The sequence below is a fragment of the Sphingobacteriaceae bacterium genome (assembly GCA_016715905.1).
Classification (GTDB): Bacteria; Bacteroidota; Bacteroidia; order B-17B0; family Aurantibacillaceae; genus Aurantibacillus.
In genome coordinates, this window is the sequence record JADJXI010000017.1 from 77,736 (window position 1) to 94,829 (window position 17,094).

At 33.6% G+C, this 17,094-nt stretch carries 15 protein-coding genes; 10 read left to right on the top strand and 5 right to left on the bottom strand.

Translation table 11 applies throughout. The annotated features are described in order from the left end of the window. Nucleotides 1–5: 5 nt before the first annotated feature. The 7 genes from pcaF to IPM51_12910 all read left to right on the top strand — a co-directional run bounded on the left by pcaF (nt 6) and on the right by IPM51_12910 (nt 6,949). Complete coding sequence (gene pcaF, locus IPM51_12880) at nt 6–1,211, top strand: 3-oxoadipyl-CoA thiolase (GenBank protein MBK9285188.1); 1,206 nt, start codon at nt 6–8, stop codon at nt 1,209–1,211. Nucleotides 1,212–1,249: 38 nt separating this feature from the next. Next, nucleotides 1,250–1,903 carry a uracil phosphoribosyltransferase gene (upp, locus tag IPM51_12885; GenBank protein ID MBK9285189.1) on the top strand — a complete coding sequence of 218 codons (654 nt, stop codon included), beginning with the start codon at nt 1,250–1,252 and terminating at the stop codon, nt 1,901–1,903. A 1-nt stretch (nt 1,904) separates the two neighbouring features. Further along, on the top strand, nt 1,905–3,515 hold the full coding sequence (bshC, locus tag IPM51_12890) for a bacillithiol biosynthesis cysteine-adding enzyme BshC (GenBank protein ID MBK9285190.1): 1,611 nt from the start codon (nt 1,905–1,907) through the stop codon (nt 3,513–3,515). Between the two features lie 42 nt (nt 3,516–3,557). Next, complete coding sequence (locus tag IPM51_12895) at nt 3,558–4,568, top strand: T9SS type A sorting domain-containing protein (protein MBK9285191.1); 1,011 nt, start codon at nt 3,558–3,560, stop codon at nt 4,566–4,568. A gap of 10 nt (nt 4,569–4,578) precedes the next feature. Continuing rightward, on the top strand, nt 4,579–5,607 hold the full coding sequence (locus tag IPM51_12900) for a T9SS type A sorting domain-containing protein (protein ID MBK9285192.1): 1,029 nt from the start codon (nt 4,579–4,581) through the stop codon (nt 5,605–5,607). Nucleotides 5,608–5,685: 78 nt separating this feature from the next. After that, nucleotides 5,686–6,336, top strand: a complete 651-nt coding sequence (locus tag IPM51_12905) for a hypothetical protein (GenBank protein MBK9285193.1) — start codon at nt 5,686–5,688, stop codon at nt 6,334–6,336. Next, nucleotides 6,314–6,949: an SCO family protein gene (locus IPM51_12910; protein ID MBK9285194.1), complete on the top strand. Its 636-nt coding sequence runs from the start codon at nt 6,314–6,316 to the stop codon at nt 6,947–6,949. The genes IPM51_12905 and IPM51_12910 overlap by 23 nt, the downstream gene beginning before the upstream one ends. An 8-nt stretch (nt 6,950–6,957) precedes the next feature. Here IPM51_12910 and IPM51_12915 read toward each other — a convergent pair whose 3' ends face one another. From IPM51_12915 to IPM51_12925, 3 genes are read right to left on the bottom strand one after another with little or no spacing between them, the layout of a single operon-like run. Beyond that, nucleotides 6,958–8,463, bottom strand: a complete 1,506-nt coding sequence (locus IPM51_12915) for a DUF5106 domain-containing protein (GenBank protein MBK9285195.1) — start codon at nt 8,461–8,463, stop codon at nt 6,958–6,960. Between the two features lie 22 nt (nt 8,464–8,485). Next, entirely contained in the window at nt 8,486–10,027 is a 1,542-nt protein-coding gene (locus tag IPM51_12920; GenBank protein MBK9285196.1) for an AhpC/TSA family protein, read from the bottom strand. Nucleotides 10,028–10,057: 30 nt separating this feature from the next. Next, nucleotides 10,058–11,014, bottom strand: coding sequence for an aminopeptidase (locus tag IPM51_12925; GenBank protein MBK9285197.1), 957 nt, complete (start codon nt 11,012–11,014; stop codon nt 10,058–10,060). Between the two features lie 103 nt (nt 11,015–11,117). On the opposite strand from IPM51_12925, the gene IPM51_12930 reads away from it, so the two are divergent. After that, the gene (locus tag IPM51_12930) at nt 11,118–12,038 is read left to right on the top strand and encodes a hypothetical protein (protein MBK9285198.1); all 921 of its coding nucleotides are present in this window, start codon (nt 11,118–11,120) and stop codon (nt 12,036–12,038) included. A gap of 9 nt (nt 12,039–12,047) precedes the next feature. Here IPM51_12930 and IPM51_12935 read toward each other — a convergent pair whose 3' ends face one another. Continuing rightward, a complete protein-coding gene (locus IPM51_12935; protein MBK9285199.1) occupies nt 12,048–12,791 on the bottom strand; it encodes a Bax inhibitor-1/YccA family protein in 744 nt (247 codons plus the stop codon). 61 nt (nt 12,792–12,852) lie between these two features. Beyond that, nucleotides 12,853–13,722, bottom strand: a complete 870-nt coding sequence (locus IPM51_12940) for a hypothetical protein (GenBank protein ID MBK9285200.1) — start codon at nt 13,720–13,722, stop codon at nt 12,853–12,855. Between the two features lie 265 nt (nt 13,723–13,987). On the opposite strand from IPM51_12940, the gene IPM51_12945 reads away from it, so the two are divergent. Both IPM51_12945 and IPM51_12950 read left to right on the top strand, forming a co-directional pair. Continuing rightward, nucleotides 13,988–15,604 carry a tetratricopeptide repeat protein gene (locus IPM51_12945; GenBank protein ID MBK9285201.1) on the top strand — a complete coding sequence of 539 codons (1,617 nt, stop codon included), beginning with the start codon at nt 13,988–13,990 and terminating at the stop codon, nt 15,602–15,604. Then, nucleotides 15,601–17,064, top strand: coding sequence for a tetratricopeptide repeat protein (locus tag IPM51_12950; protein ID MBK9285202.1), 1,464 nt, complete (start codon nt 15,601–15,603; stop codon nt 17,062–17,064). Before IPM51_12945 ends, IPM51_12950 begins: the two co-directional genes overlap by 4 nt. The last annotated feature ends 30 nt before the right edge of the window (nt 17,065–17,094 follow it).

Genomic DNA, 17,094 nt, shown 5'->3' on the forward strand with positions numbered 1-17,094 from the left:
TTATTATGAAACAGGCTTATTTAATTAATGGAGTAAGAACCGCAATCGGAAATTTTGGCGGAACTTTATCAACCGTAAGAACTGATGATTTAGCAGCCTTTGTATTAAAAGAATTAGTAAACAAAAATACAGGAATTGACTTTTCTAAAGTTGGGGATATAATTTTGGGTTGTGCAAATCAGGCCGGAGAAGATAATCGCAATGTGGCCAGAATGGCTTCGCTATTAGCGGGGATTCCACATTCGGTTCCGGGTCAAACCGTGAATCGTTTATGCGCAAGTGGTTTAAGCGCCAGTATGGATGCGGCAAGAATTATTCAAAGCGGAAATGAGGAATTGATGATTTCAGGTGGAGTTGAAAATATGACTCGCGGACCTTGGGTAATGAGCAAAGCAGGCAGTGCTTTCGGAAGAGATCAGCAAATGTTTGACAGTAGTTTCGGTTGGAGATTTATAAATCCTAAAATGAAAGAAATTTACGGAGTGGATTCTATGGGTGAAACCGCAGAAAACGTGGCCGAGAAATATAAAATTAATAGAAACGATCAGGATCAATTTGCATTTTGGAGTCAGCAAAAAGCAGCAAAAGCAAAAAAATCTGGCCGATTTGAAAAAGAAATTGTTTCCTTAAGTATACCTCAAAAAAAAGGTGATGCGATTGTTTTTTCAAATGATGAATTTGCAAAACCCGATTCTGCTTTAGAAAAACTTGCTTCATTAAAACCTGCGTTTAAAAAAGATGGAACCGTAACCGCCGGCAATGCCAGTGGATTAAACGATGGCGCAGCCGCTTTGCTTTTAGCAGGAGAACAAGCCATTAAAGATTATCATTTAAAACCCTTAGCAAGAATAGTATCCGGAACTGCAGTGGGTGTAGAGCCGCGTATTATGGGAATTGGTCCGGTAGAAGCAGCCAATAAAGCCCTTCGATTGGCCGGCTTACAAATGAAAGATATGGGTTTAATTGAATTAAATGAAGCATTCGCCGCACAAAGCTTAGCTTGTACCCGCGCCTGGGGATTAGCGGATAATGACGAAAGGATAAACGTGAATGGGGGAGCTATTGCATTAGGACATCCTTTAGGAATGAGCGGTGCCCGCATTTTAAATTCGGCAGCTATTGATTTACATATTCATAATAAAAAATATGCTTTAGTTACTATGTGCATCGGTGTGGGTCAGGGTTATGCCATGATCATCGAAAAATGCTAATTATTCAAAGCAAAAAACGTAAATTAGAAAAAATAAAAATTATGGTTCACAATCTTTCTCAAAACCCTTCTATACTTAATCAATTTCTTGCAGAAATAAGAGATAAAAACATTCAAAAAGATCCTATGCGATTCAGAAGAAATTTAGAAAGAATTGGTGAAATTTGCGCGTATGAAATCAGCAAAACTCTGAAATATGATTCGCAAACTACAGTAACTCCCTTAGGTGAATCAGAAAGTAAGTTAATTAAAGAACAACCGGTAATTGCAACTATACTAAGAGCCGGTTTGCCTTTACACTTTGGAATACTTAATTTTTTTGACAGAGCCGAAAACGCATTTATCAGTGCATACAGAAGACATCACAAGGATAACACTTTTGAAATTGCTTTGGAATATGTTGCCAGTCCTGATTTAAATGGCAAAACACTTATTCTTTGTGACCCCATGCTCGCAACGGGCTCTTCTATTGTATTAACTTACAAAGCGCTCTTAAAAAGAGGAGTGCCTGCGCACACCCATTTAGTTTCTACAATTTGTAGTAAGCAAGGTGTTGAGTATGTTAAAGCAAATATGCCAAACACTAATTTTACACTTTGGTGTGGCGCAATAGATGAGGAATTAACTGCGCAAGCTTATATTGTTCCCGGACTTGGAGATGCAGGAGATCTTGCATTTGGCAGCAAAATATAAAATGAAAAACCCTGTAAAAATTCCATTACAGCACACTCGTTCTGTAAATGCTTTGATTGCAGATTATCTCAATAAAAAATCAGAAACGGAATCCTTTTATTCATTTTATCCATCGCTTGATGGATTTAGAAAAGCGATTGCTTCCCCGATCAAAAAAACAATTCCACAAAGTATTCTTTCTGAAATTTTATTAAAACAACATGGCCTTGTTAAAAATTCTACAAAAGAAAGTGAAGAAAATATAAGATTGCTGAGTAAACAGAACAGTTTTACAATTACAACCGGCCATCAGTTATGTTTAAATACCGGTCCATTATATTTTATTTATAAAATAATTTCGGTAATTCGTCTATCTCAAATATTAAAAAAAGAATTTCCGCTTACAAATTTTATTCCCGTTTTTTGGCTTGCGGGTGAGGATCACGACTTTGATGAAATTAACCATTTCAATATTTATAAAAAACAATTACAATGGAATATCGATGCCAAAGGTTCAGTTGGTCATTTAAATACGAATACACTTGATGCGGTTTTTTCAGACTATCAAACATTATTAGGATCTACAATGCATTCTGATTATTTAAAGTCTCTATTTGAAAATTCCTATTTAAAACATGATAACCTGAAAGACGCTGCACGATTTCTGGTTAATAATTTATTCGGCGAGTATGGTTTAGTAATTGTGGATGGAGATGACTTAGCTTTTAAAGAAGCAGCAATGCATTTATTTACCCACGATATAAAAGAAAAAATTTCACATCATGAGGTGCAAAAAACCAATGAGCAGCTTGAGAATTTAAATTATAAAGTTCAGGTTACTCCAAGAGAGATAAATTTCTTTTATGCAAGTGAGCAAAGTAGGGAAAGAATTGTTTATGAAGATAAAAAATACCGGGTATTAAATACAGATAAACAATTTACGGATACTGAATTTTTTAATCATATAGCTGACAACCCAATCAATATAAGTCCCAATGTTGTAACCCGACCTTTGTATCAGCAATTTTTACTTCCGAATTTAGCCTATGTTGGAGGGGCGGGAGAATTAGCTTATTGGTTGCAGTACAAAACCATGTTTGAAAAACACGATTTATTTTTTCCGGTTTTGGTACCCAGAGATTCCTTTACTTTGGTGGAAGAAAAGACTGCTCTGAAAATGGAAAAATTAAATCTTTCTCCTGAAAATATTTTCTCTAATGAAATTGATTTAGAAAAACAAGTTATTCAATCCTTACCTCAATATTTTGAATTAACAGAAGAGAAGCTTAAACTCCAATTGCTGTATACGGAACTTAAGGATAAAATGAAAAAATTTGAACCCACCCTAGAAGGATCCGTTTCAGCTGAATTGCAAACTGTTTTAAAAGGCATTGATAATTTACAATCTAAAATTAACAAAGCCGTAAAGCTTAAATCAGACGGCGCGTTAAATCAATTGAAAAATGTATTAGATAAATTGTTTCCGGAAAGAGAACTTCAAGAGCGCACAGAGAATTTTGCGCAGTATTATAATGAGTATGGAAGCGACTTTTTTAAAGTAATTTTAACTCATTCGAACCCACTCGATTTAAGCCATAAAATATTGATTTTATCAAAAAACAAGCCCTTGTAAAAGGAATCTTAAAATTTACTACTTTTAATTTAAATTATTATTATGAAAAAACTTCTACTTCTACTTTCCATTTCGTTTTATTTGAATGCCAATGCGCAAACATTGGTTATGACAAAAGCGGTTTTCGAACCCGTTATTGGTGATACCAGCAGAGCATATATTGTTGATACGAGTTATTATACCAATGGATTAAATGTTAGTCAAACAGGAGCCAACACTGTTTGGACTTACTCCAATTTAGCAGCAACCGGCAACAGTATTAGTTCGGCCTATGTAGATCCGTCCTCTATTCCTGCGTCAACTAACTACCCGGGATGTACCATAGTTCAAAATCAAGGCTTATTAAACACCTTTTATAAATCGGTAACTAGTCCGTCAACGCAAACAGAATTTCAAGGGGTAAACTCTACATCGATAACAATGAACTTCAGTAATACAGCCGTATCCATGCGTTACCCTTTTACTTATCAAGATGTAATTACCGATAACTTCAGCGGGGCATTTACTTTTTCTTTAAGCGGGAGCGCCAGTGGAAATGCTACTGTTGTGGCCGATGGACATGGAACTTTAATTTTACCCAACGGCGTTACCTTTAACAATGTATTACGATTAAAGAGCACTCAAATTACCAATTTCAATGCGCTTATCATCACGGGATCAATCCGTCAAACCATGTATAGTTGGTACGATGCTTCACAAAAATTTCCAATTCTCAGTATCAATTACCAAACCATGAGTATAACCGGAGCCGGATCACCAACAGTTTCTGCCCAGGTTATTGGTAATAAAAATAATTTCGTAATTGGCGTGAATGAAAATAACTTAGATCAGGCCCAAATAACTTTTTTTCCAAATCCGGTAAGTGATGAACTGAACATTGATTTTATAGCCGCCGAAGTGAAAAATATTTCTATTTATAATGCACAAGGAAAATTAATTGTTCAGTATCTCGATACGAAAAAAATAAATTGCGAAAACATGGCTAACGGAATTTATATTGCGGAAATAAAAACTAACAAAGGAATTATTCATAAAAAATTTATTAAACACTAAATAACGAAATATGAAAAAAATCTACTTAACCTTATGTTCTGTATTGTTATGCGCGATAAGTAACGCACAAACATTAACTGCATTAGCTAATGAGCCAAGCCAAGGCGATGTAAATTCAAAAAAGAAATACGACTCTGTTGGAGTTGTTCCTAAAAATACCGGCGCTGGATTAAATTGGGATTTTGGCGCCTTCACTCAAACTACAGTAAACGCTATAAGCACATATTCCAACGCAGGTTCCATTCCAAGTGCAAGTAATTTTCCTGGCAGTACGCTTGTGGAATTACAAGGTGCAGATAAATTATTTTGGAAGTCTGTTGCTAGCCCTACGCCTCAATTTGAATTGTTAGGTATGGAGCAAGTTTCGGGTGTTGTACTTTCATATACTAACTCAGCAAAAGTTATAGAATGGCCCGTGGCCATGGGATATAGTGTTACGGACTTTTATTCAGGCACACTTAGCGTTGGAGGAAATACAGGAACCGTAGATGGAACGATTACCACACAAGCTACCGGAACAGGTTCATTAAATTTACCGGGTAACTTTCCAATGAATAATATACTTCAAATAAAAATGACGCAAACTTTACAACTTTTAGTTCCGTCGTTTGGTTACACCAATGATATTAATTCAACAGATTATTCGTACTATCAAACCGGACAAAAATTTCCGTTGGTAACCGTGAGCTATGAAAGAGAAACAGAAACCATAGTAACCCCTACAGTAAACTTTACGGTAAAAATACATGTAAATAACGCGGTGTTAACCGGATTAAATGAGAAAAATTTTGATGCAACATTTCAAATTTTTCCTAACCCGGCAAAAGACGCGTTTCATGTAAACCTATATAATAATTCAAATGAAGATAGCTTTATAGAAATATATAGTGTAACCGGAAAAATGGAAAAGAAAATTATATTAGATAATGTTTCAACCATAAAAACGGATATTTCTATTCGTGATTTAAACCCAGGTGTTTACCTGGTAAAAACCACCGTAGGTCCGCGTCAATCCACACGAAAATTAATTGTTGAGTAATTATATGCACTTTATAATAGCCCGGCCCTTTACAGTGCCGGGTTTTTTATTGTATCTTTGTCGTCTATTTTTAAAGAAATGAAAAACAAAAAATGGTTGCTACTGCTTATTATTGCTTTTCCATCTTTATTTTGGTTAATTCTTGAAAGCAGCACCATTCATTCGCACCGTTTAAACTATTATGGTCCCAAAAAAGTGGAGGCTAATGGTGATTCCTTGTTTTACCAAATAAATAATCATTTCAATATCAGAAAAGATTCATTAGTTGTTTTTAATATTGATACGATAAAATATCCGGTTTTTGTAGTTCAGTTTATGGATGAATCTTTTAAAAATGAAGACTATCGGTTTTTAGGTTTTAATGAGTATTTCACTTACAAATACGAAAAAATAAAGGAAGTTCCTGTATTTATTATCGGGAAATCTAATACGGGCATCCCTGAATCGCAACAAGTGTTTCAAAAATTTACTCAATACGCTAACCTAAATTTTTTGGTGATGGATAGCATAAATTTTTATCAAAAAAACGCAGAATTTTTTGCAGGAAAACCCTATTATGTAGATAACGGTTATATTGCTCTCATTGATGCGAATAGAAATATCAGAGGTTACTATGACGGGAGATTTGCATCTGAAATAAAAAGATTGATTGACGAATTCACACACCTTAGATTAAAAGAAGAAAAAATAAAATTGATTGAAAGCAATGAAATCAAAACTAATCCTTAATATCAGTACCCTAATTATTGCCATATTCTTTTTAGCTTGTGGCAAATCCAAAGAAAAAAAAGTACTACCTGTTTTTGGCGCCAAGTATGTTCAACAAGATGACACCGTTTTTCATACCATAAAAAACTTTTCTTTCACTAATCAATTTAATGAGGCCGTTACAGAACAAACGGTAAAAAATAAAATTTACGTGGCCAATTTCTTTTTTGCTACTTGTCAGAGTATTTGTCCGGAAATGAGTAAAAATTTGATTGATGTACAAAAAGCATTTGCGAATGATGATTCTGTTTTAATTCTATCTCACAGTGTAAATCCTATGCACGACAGTGTTGAGGTACTTGAGGCCTATGCAAACACTTACGGGGCATTAAAAAATAAATGGCATTTACTTACCGGAGATAAAAAAGATATTTATGCACTTGCTGCCAACGGGTATATGGTAAATGCTTTTGAAGACGATGGAAGTCCGGAGGGGTTTTTACACAGTGAAATGTTTTTATTAATAGATAAAAAAGGCAGGATTCGTGGAATGTATGACGGCACAGATCATGCCGAAGTTTTAAAATTAATATCCGACATTGAGCTTTTGAAAACAGAAAGCAGTGATTTATAAAATTTAAATTACTTCTTATCGTGTGAATCCATTAGTTTGAGCATGTCTAATACCTGATCGGCACTCAAACGTTTGGCTTTGATTTTCTTTTCTTTATCCAATATGTATATAACCGGAGTTGAATAAATATCAAATCTTTCTTTTAAGTTATTCAAGTGAATGGGATCAAACACATTGATGAATTCTAATTTATTTTTAATTATAAATTTCCTCCACTCCTCAAAATCTTCTTTAGTTTGAACTGAAAACACTTTAAAGTCAATCTTTCCTTTAATAGTATTCAAATTTTCCTGAAGCTTTGGTATTTCAGTTTGGCAATGTCCGCAATCTGATGCCCAAAAAACCAATACCGTATACTTGGCCTCTACCGAATATAGCGTCTTAAACATCGGAGTTAATTTCTCCAGATTTTTATAATATAAATCAGTAACCGACTTACTTGTTTTGGCCGTATCAAATCCCATCTTCATTACTTGCTTGCCATAAGTAGTGTCAATCATATATAATTCGCTCACTTTGGCATCTAACAACAATCCTCTTAAAATATCCACGCGTTCTTTTATTTTTGAAACTGTTTCGGCTGAATAAATTTTACTGGCATTTCCCGGAATAATATATTTATCAGCCATATGAACAAATACTTTATCAAATCCCATTATTTTACTTTGCTCATACTTATAGGTGAAAAATCCTATTAAACTATTATAAATTAAACTGTCTTTGGTGCATTTACTTAACAAGCGATCTATTTCAACAATGGCTGTATCGGGATGAGTTACAATAACGCTCTCAAAATACCTTTTGATTCTGTCGTCAAAAAACGGAGTATGAATTAAGCGCTCATCTTTAAAATTAATGCCATCAAAATAGTGTTCTTTATAATAAGTATACCGAAATAAACTGTCAGGCCTTCCGTTTTTAGCAAGCGGAATTTCTTTTGCTTCTTTCTCTGATTTTAAATTCATCACATCGTGAATGAATGTGCCTTTTGTTTTTTCTAAAAAATCAGAATCAAATTTCCTCACTTCAGTATTAAGCATGCTTATTTTCTCCATCATAAATTTAGCACTATCAACCTGACTCATCCCTTTCGTTTGTTCCTTTACTTTTTGTAATTCCTTGTTTTTATTGGTAATGAATTTAATGTAGGAGAAAAATTGTTCATTCTCCTTACTTCCTACAGATTGTAAGGTATTCACAATATCATCAGATGAAACATTGATGCCGAACTTTGAACTCTCATTAATAAAAAAATCGAAATAAACAGATTTAGCCTGACTCACTAAAGTATAAACACCTTTGTCTAAATTTTTCTTTCCTTTAAAAAGTACTTGTCCGTTTTTAATTTTTTTAGCCGTATCTGCTACGTATTGCTGATCCCAGGTGTATTTTACCAAATACATTACGGTATCTTTGTTCCCTTTAAAATTTAATTTGATTTCATAGCCTTGCCCGAAATAAAATGAACAGGCGAAAAATAATAAAACACTAGTGCAATACTTTTTGTAATTCATGAGTAACGATTTTAAATGCGTGTTATTTTTCTTTTGAATTTTCTTTTTCTATTTTATCGAATATCTCTAATAGTTCAACAACTTGCGGCACACCAATCTTTTTTGCTTTGATGCGTTTATCTTTATCCAATAAAAATATTACCGGTGTGGCCTCTACATCATATTTAGTGCGATAACTGTTAATATGTACCGGATCAAATACGTTTATAAAATCAAGCTTATTATCTATAATAAATTTACGCCATGGCTCAAAATCATCTTTGGTTTGAACCGCAAAAACTTTAAAATCAATTTTCCCTTTGATCGTTTTAAGCGTATCGTTCAGGCGTGGCATTTCTGTTTTACAATGTCCGCAATCAGAAGCCCAAAAAACCAATACGGTATATTTAGCATTTACCTGATGCAATGTTTTCCACATGGTAGATAATCGCGCAGCGTGTTGCTCATAGTAGCGGGTAAGAATTGAACTATTGCTGCAGGTATCAAAACGCAATTTTATAATTTCCCTTCCATCCGTGGTATCGAGCACAAAAATATCAGGGGCAACTGCGCCTGGTAATATATTCCGGTTGTTGTTTGCCTTCTCTTTTATTTTCTCAACGGTTTCATCTGTATATACACCCTTCGCTTTACCGTTGGCTATAAATGAATCAACCAGATAAATAAACACTTTTTCATACGTTATAGAATTCCCTTTGCGGTCAAAGGTCATCGTTTTATTGGTTTCGTATTTGTATGTGAAATGCCCCAATAACATTTGAAAAGTCAAAGTTCCGGGTTTACATTTTCGCATTACATAACCAATTTCCTTGATTGCGGTGTCGGGATGCTGAACGGTTACTTGCTCAAAATATCTTTTTACCTTATCATCCAAATGAGGGGTGTGAATGGCAAAATCTGAAGCTAAATTTACTCCATCCCAGAAATGATTTTTATACCAAAAGTATTGATATAAACTATCCGGTCTACCGTTAGATGCTTTTGGTATATCCGTTGCTTGTTGCTCGGTTTTAATAGCGAAAAATTCTTCTACTAAAGTTCCTTTAATTTTTTCTTTAAAAACCGGATCAAACTTTTTTAATTCTTCCTGTAATTTTTTAATTTTTTCAGCGATAAAAGCGGCGCTATCGGTTTTACTTTTCCCTTTGGATTCATTGATATATCCTAAAAATTCAGCGTCTTTGTCAGCAAAAAAACGCTCGTATTCAAAATACAACTCATTTTCTTTACTACCGGTACACTTCAAAGACCTCTTTACATTTTCAAATTCTGAGTTAATAGAAAACTTTTGTTGTTCCCCAACAAAAAATTCAAAAAAAGTAGTGTTCTTCTCCTGATTCACTAAAATATAAAATCCTTTTTCCAAAGGTTTTTTTCCCTGAAAACGAATTACACCGTTTTTTACTTTTTTACAGGAATCCACAATGCTGTTCGATTGCCATAAATGCGTAACCAAATAAACTGTTGTGTCTTTACAGCCTTTAAAATTTATTTTAATGTCGTATTGCGCCTTACTAAACAGCACAAAAAAGGAAAGGATAAAAGTGGTAAATAAAGTTCTCATAAACGATTAATTATCAAATGTAACGATTGTTTAATTTTGCTTCAAATCTTGTACCAGTTTTTTAAGATTGCCCTTATAAAATTTGTTAAAAACCTGCTCCAAACTATCCTGCAAACTGTTGTATTGTTCAAAATCTATGAAATAGGCATTTTTTTGTTCCATCATACTTTTTACGTGATATTGAATGAGTTGTTGGTTGCCCAACTGAATATTTTTAAGTCGCTCCGCGATTTGATATATTCGCTTTAATTTTAATATATTTCTGTCCGTTTTTTCGGAAATAGTATCATAATATTTACGAAGTTCATTTGCCTCATTCAGAATAAACGCATTAATTATTTCTCTTTCTTTTTTATCATTTAAATATTTACGGATAGCAAATGTATCTTTTTGCAAATACTTTATGGTTGCTTTTTCAGCAATAAACGAAGCCAGGTTTTCATTTAAATTTACCGCGTTAGCTTTATAATAGGTGGCGTGAAACAATTCGTGGAAAAGCAGATCACACATTTCGGCTTTACTTCGGTTTAAAGAATTACTCATTATGGGATCGCTAAACCAACCCAAGGTACTCCAAGCACTTACTTCTCGTAAGTCTACATCATAACCCAAGCAACGCAGGTGATTAAACGCAGCTTTTGCTTTTTTTTCATCAAAAAAACCTTTATAACTTACTTTTCCTACTATAGGAAAATTCCAATAATAGGCATTTAAGCGATAAGGTTCACTAGCCGTAATTACCCAAAGACTTGGTGCGTTTTGTTGGTTGTAAATAAAATTATAATTTGAGGTGGCTTTATACGCCAAACTATCTATAGCGTATTTTTTTATCTTTTCAATTTGTTCAAGATTTTCCACTTGCCTCTCAGTAAGCTCATTCTTTTCGGCAAATTCTGCAAACGTAATGGTATGAGTTAATATATATAATTGTCCTCTCGCCTGACCCATTAAATACATGCTGGTATCGTAATATAGACCTGCAATCACAAAAAAGACAAATAAACAATAGCTTATGCATAATCTGATATATCGAATGAGTAAAAGCATGAGGTTATTTGTAACTTTGTAACACAATATCGTTATAAAAGTAATGTTTAATCGGCTTCTGTTTCTTTTTTTTATCCCCTTATCTTTAATTGGGACTAACGATTCATTGCTTCAGGTTTTCAAAAAAACTGAATTAAAATTGCAAGCTATTGAAAAAGGGTTTTTAAGTAAAATTGAAAAAGAAAGAATTGAAACCAACAAAAAATACCTAAGCGCTTGGAACGAAATTATAAGTAATCCACAAATAATTAATTATTCGTTTGATAGTTTAAAAGAAGTTTCAATTCTGGTGCCAAAGGATAAAAAATTTATGCTCATCACTTGGAATTTATTTAAAGACGATGGAACGCATGCTTTTTTTGGTTATTTATTAGTGAATAACAGTAAACGCATTAAAAAAGGTTTTTTGAAACACGAAACGATAGAAGCCTATGAACATTTTACGTTAATCGATCAGTCTCCATTGGTAAAAAGCCCTGAAACCTATATTGGGAATCCGGGAAAATGGTTTGGAATGCTTTATTATTCGGTAATTCCATGCGATGGGTATTATACCTTAATTGGGTTTGACCCGAATGATAAGTTGGTGAGCCGGAAATTTATTGATGTGCTTTATTTTAGAAGTAACGGCGTTCCTGTATTCGGGAAAGATGTGTTTAAGTTTGCTAAAAAAAATCCAAGAAGATTAATGTTTGAGTACAGTGCTGATATTAGCATGAGCGTAAAATACAATGAGAAACGAGGACAAATAATTTATAGCCATTTAGCACCCCGCAAAGAAGGAGATATTTTAGAAGGGATACCACAATACTATGGACCTGACGGAAGTTTTGATGCGTTGGAATTGAAGAAAGGAAAATGGGTAACTGTAGAAGATGTGGATATAAGAAAAGAAAAAACCAAAAACGATAAAGCAAAAAAACCGGATCCTAAAGAACAGAAACCGGTTTATTCGCCAAAATAAATAAGATTTTTAATCCTTTCTGCCGCCGAATAATCTCAGTAAGAATAAAAACAGATTGATAAAATCGATGTAAAGGGTTAGGGCGCCCATAATACCCAATTTTCCGGTTGCAGTTGAATCTCCCTGTACTGTATCTCCCAAATTTTTAATTTTCTGAACATCGTATGCTGTTAATCCGGTAAATATAATAACGCCTAAAATGGAAATAATATAATCCATTTGAGCGCTATGCATAAACATATTTATTAATGAAGCAACTACTATACCTATTACCCCTATCATTAATATACTTCCCATTTTAGTAAGATCGGTTTTGGTGGTATAACCTGCAATGGCCATAATAGCGAATAAAGCAGATGTACTTAAAAATACTTTAAAAATAGACCCGATATTATAAACAAAGAAAATGAAGCTAAAACTAATTCCATTAATGATAGCATAGGTAACAAAAGTTCCTATTAAAACCGGTAAAGACATTTTATTTACGCCAAAACCCATAGCAAAAACAAATATTAATGGCGCAAACATCACCACATAAGCTAACGTGGTTGGCTTTACACCCATTTCCGTTTCTACCAATAATAAGGAAGTTAATTCCGGAACAAAGGCAAATAATAAAGACGATAATGTAGTTAGTACCATGGCTAGGCCCATCCAGGCAAAAGCCGACCTTAACAAGGTGTTTTGTTTGGTAACCGTTTCAGCACTTAACTGTTCAATATTGGTGTTTCTGAAATTAAAATTATTTTCCATTTTATAAAAAATTTACGAAAGTAAAGATACAAAAAATGGAAAAGGAAAGAGGTTAAATAACTTAAAAATACAAATCGCTGCTTTTTAAGCGCAGATACCTGAGTACAGCCAACATAGCACTGAAAGCCGAAATAAACACCCCAAGAACTAGTAATCCGCCGAATAAAATAAGCAAAATATTTTCATCCTGAATTTGTAATAAGTCTGGTATAAAGCGCGTGCTCAATACTAAAAAACCGGCCAATAAAACTCCCGCAATAATGCCTGCAATAATACCTTGCCGTATTCCGGTAAAGATAAATGGCCTGCTTATAAAAGCTCGTGTTGCGCCAACCAAATACATCGTTCGAATAATAAATCGTTTTGAGTAAATGGAAAGGCGAATGGTGTTATTAATGAGTGCAATGGCAACCACCAATAAGGCTCCGCTAAAAATGAGTATAAAAAATGCTATGGCCTTTGTGTTTTTGTTCAAATTATTAATCATGTCTTTTTGATAAACCACTTCTTTTACAAAAGGTTTTTGCAAAAGATATTTTTCAACATGCAACAAAGTGTCTGTATTCGCCTGGTCGGCATTTAATTTAATATCGATGCTATTCAAAAGCGGATTCACACCTAAAAAAGACACAAAATCTTCGCCCAAATCCACTTTTAATTTTTCGGCAGCCTGTTCCTTATTAATAAATGCAACGCTTTTGCAATATCTTGAATTAGAAATTTCCTGTATCAAACCATCCGTTTGGGCGCTACTGGCGGTATCTTTTAAATACACCTGAAATCCTATATTTTCCTTAAAATGCGTACTTAGTTTATTGGCATTAATTACCAATAAACCTAAAGATCCCAGCATAAATAACACCAGTGCAAGACTTATTACCACAGTAATGCCTGATGTCCTAACCCGCTTTCTTGTTAATTGATCGCTCATGAGCTACTAAATTAGACAAATGCAATCAGGCAATTTTGTACCTGTGAAGAATTAATTAACATTGTGGTGTTATCTTTATAAAGCTGATTGTATTCTATTAAATAATGAAAGATTTTACTATAAGAATTGACATATGCCATCCCTCCTATAGATTCAAAATAAAGCGACGTGGCATTATTATAATTACCTGAATAATTTAGTATTAATGTGTAATATTTTGAGGAAAATATCAGAATAGTAATTATTACTTTTATTCCTAATGCGCATGGCCTCTAAGTACATAGTATTAGTGTTAGTATTAGTTTTTTGTAAACTCCATTCATTTGGGCAGAACCCGCCTGCCGGCGAGGCTGGTAAAACTATTGATTCTTTAAAGTTGGCTCTTAAAAATGCCAAGCAAGATAGTACAAGGTGTTTAACACTTAAGTTATTGTTCAATGCTGAGTCAGACAAAAAATTAAAACTAGAAATTGTAACAAAGAGATTGCAAATTGCCGAGCTAAATCTAGCCAATAAAAATAAAACGGATGAGCTCTTTTTTTTAAAACAAAAAGCCGGAGCCTTAAATCAATTTGGAATAATTTACAATAGTCAATCTGATATCCCAAAAGCCCTAGAATTTTACCTTAAAAGCCTAAAAATTTACGACAAGGCCAGTGATAAAAATGGGATGGCAATGACTCTAAGTAATATTGGTACAATTTATAAAGGTCAAGGAGATATTAATAAAGCTTTCCAATATCTAGAAAAAAGTCTTAAGATTAAAGAAGAAATAGGTGATAAAAAAGGAATGGCGCTTTCGATAATGATTATTGGGAATATTTATAAAAACCAAGGCAATATATCAAAGGCTTTAGAATATCAACATAAGAGCCTTAAACTTTCTGAAGAAATTGGCGACAAAGTAGGTGTAGCTGGAACTTTAATTAATATTGGAAATATTTACAGTCAATTAGATGACATTACCTCGGCCCTAAATTATTTAAACAAAAGTTTAAACTTGATGGAAAGTATTGGCTCAATAAAAGGCACTGCCTCTGCTTTAAATTGCTTAGGAAATCTCTACGATAAAATTGAGGATAAACCTAAAGCTTTGGAATATTTCCTTAAATGTTTGAGTATTTACGAAAGTATTAGTGATGAAAATGGAAAGGCAATTTCATATAATAATATTGGGACAATATATTCTGATCAAGGTGACTTAAATAAATCCATAGAGTATTTCCAAAAAAGTTTAGCAAGTAGTCAAAAGGTTGGAGATAAGGACGGAATTGCATATGCTTTAAACAATTTGGGATATGAATATAATCAATTAGGAAAATTAAGCGATGCCGTTATTTATACTCAAAGGGGATTGAAAATAAGTACAGAAATTGGCTTCCCTGAGACTATTAGAAACTCAGCCGCCACCCTCAAATCAATCTTCCAAAAGCAAAACAAATACAAAGAAGCATTTGAAATGTACGAGCTTGAAATAAAAATGAGAGATAGCATTAATAATCAGGAAACTCAGAAAGCTGCCATTAAGAAACAAATGCAATACACTTATGAAAAACAAGAAGAGGTTGCAAAGGCAGAACATAAAAAAGAATTAGAAAAACAACAAGCACTTGCTGAAGAAAAAAACACAAGGCAAAACATTATTATTGGTTCAGTTGCTATGGGTTTGTTATTGGTACTGATTTTTGCCGGATATGTTTTTAAAACTTTAAAAGCCACAAGAAAACAGAAAGCATTGATTGAACACAAGAACAAGGAAATAGAAGAAAAACAAAAAGAGATTTTAGATTCCATTCAATACGCGCGAAGAATTCAGATGGCGCAGATACCGAGTGAGAAAAGGGTTTTAGTAATGATAAATAAATTGATGAAGAGGGGATGAGAAAAATTGCATTAATATTTATTCTTCTGTTTCAACTCAATTCATTTGGGCAGAACCGAACTATTGATTCTTTAAAGTTGGCTCTTAAAAATGCTAAGCACGATACAACAAGGTGTTCTATATTGTATTCGCTGATTGACGAATATTGGAGTGACGAAAAGGTTTGGCCAAAATATAATGAGCAATTAAAATTATTGTCAGAAAAAAACATATTAAATGGCGGAAGTCTAAAAAAGGTTTATTTAAAACACCTCGCATACTCGTTAAATTATATAGGAATTACGGCGAATAATCATGGAGATGCGCCTAGGGCGCTTGAATATTATAAGAAGGCTATGAATATTATGGAGGAGGCTGGAGACAGAGAAGGAGTAGCAATTACTCTGAGCAACATTGGTCGTGTTTATAAAAACCAGGGCAACATAACCATGGGGCTAGAATATTATTACAAAAGTTTAATGATTTTTGAAGAAATTGGTGATAAAGATGGGATGGCAAATACTTTAAACAACATTGCAGTTGTTATTTATAGCCAAGGCGATATTCAAAAAGCATTAGTGTGCTTTCAGGAAATTTTAAAAATTAAGAGTGAAGTTGGGGATAAAGAAGGAATAGCCAAAGCATTAGGTGGCATCGGCGGCATATATGCCAACCAAGGGAAAGTCGTTATGGCATTAGAGAATTATAATAAGAGCCTAAACATTCAGCAAGACATTGGGGACAAAATGGGAATATCAAGATCCTTAAACTACATTGGAAATATTTATAAACGTCAAGGCGAAATTCAAAAAGCCTTGGACTATTATCACAAGAGTTTAAAGATAAATGAGGAAATTGACAATAAAGGAGGAATTGCATATACTTTAAGCAACATTGCCAATTCAATGATGGAAAAGGGTGAGCTTAAGGGGGCACTTATTTATGCCGTTAAAGGTATGCAAACAGCAAAAGAAATTGGTTATCCTGAAAATGTAAAAAATTCAGCAGCAATACTAAAAAGTATTTATCAAAAGCAAAACAAATACAAAGAAGCATTTGAAATGTACGAGCTTGAAATAAAAATGAGAGATAGCATTAATAATCAGGAAACTCAGAAAGCTGCCATTAAGAAACAAATGCAATACACTTATGAAAAACAAGAAGAGGTTGCAAAGGCAGAACATAAAAAAGAATTAGAAAAACAACAAGCAGTTGCAGAAGAAAAAAACACAAGGCAAAACATTATTATTGGTTCAGTTGCTATGGGTTTGTTATTGGTACTGATTTTTGCCGGATATGTTTTTAAAACTTTAAAAGCCACAAGAAAACAGAAAGCATTGATTGAACACAAGAACAAGGAAATAGAAGAAAAACAAAAAGAGATTTTAGATTCCATTCAATACGCGCGAAGAATACAAATGGCGCAGATTCCTTCGGAGAAAAGGGTTGGAAATATTTTGCAAAGACTAAAAAAGTGTTGAATTTGAAGTTGAAAATATTCGTTCTTATTG

What these genes read in the sequence shown, in the direction of transcription:
- pcaF (MBK9285188.1), top strand. Translation starts at nt 6, where the DNA reads ATGAAACAGGCTTATTTAATTAATGGAGTAAGAACCGCAATCGGAAAT.
- bshC (MBK9285190.1), top strand. Translation starts at nt 1,905, where the DNA reads ATGAAAAACCCTGTAAAAATTCCATTACAGCACACTCGTTCTGTAAAT.
- IPM51_12895 (MBK9285191.1), top strand. Translation starts at nt 3,558, where the DNA reads ATGAAAAAACTTCTACTTCTACTTTCCATTTCGTTTTATTTGAATGCC.
- IPM51_12900 (MBK9285192.1), top strand. Translation starts at nt 4,579, where the DNA reads ATGAAAAAAATCTACTTAACCTTATGTTCTGTATTGTTATGCGCGATA.
- IPM51_12905 (MBK9285193.1), top strand. Translation starts at nt 5,686, where the DNA reads ATGAAAAACAAAAAATGGTTGCTACTGCTTATTATTGCTTTTCCATCT.
- IPM51_12910 (MBK9285194.1), top strand. Translation starts at nt 6,314, where the DNA reads ATGAAATCAAAACTAATCCTTAATATCAGTACCCTAATTATTGCCATA.
- IPM51_12915 (MBK9285195.1), bottom strand. Translation starts at nt 8,463, where the DNA reads ATGAATTACAAAAAGTATTGCACTAGTGTTTTATTATTTTTCGCCTGT.
- IPM51_12920 (MBK9285196.1), bottom strand. Translation starts at nt 10,027, where the DNA reads ATGAGAACTTTATTTACCACTTTTATCCTTTCCTTTTTTGTGCTGTTT.
- IPM51_12930 (MBK9285198.1), top strand. Translation starts at nt 11,118, where the DNA reads ATGTTTAATCGGCTTCTGTTTCTTTTTTTTATCCCCTTATCTTTAATT.
- IPM51_12935 (MBK9285199.1), bottom strand. Translation starts at nt 12,791, where the DNA reads ATGGAAAATAATTTTAATTTCAGAAACACCAATATTGAACAGTTAAGT.
- IPM51_12940 (MBK9285200.1), bottom strand. Translation starts at nt 13,722, where the DNA reads ATGAGCGATCAATTAACAAGAAAGCGGGTTAGGACATCAGGCATTACT.
- IPM51_12945 (MBK9285201.1), top strand. Translation starts at nt 13,988, where the DNA reads ATGGCCTCTAAGTACATAGTATTAGTGTTAGTATTAGTTTTTTGTAAA.
- IPM51_12950 (MBK9285202.1), top strand. Translation starts at nt 15,601, where the DNA reads ATGAGAAAAATTGCATTAATATTTATTCTTCTGTTTCAACTCAATTCA.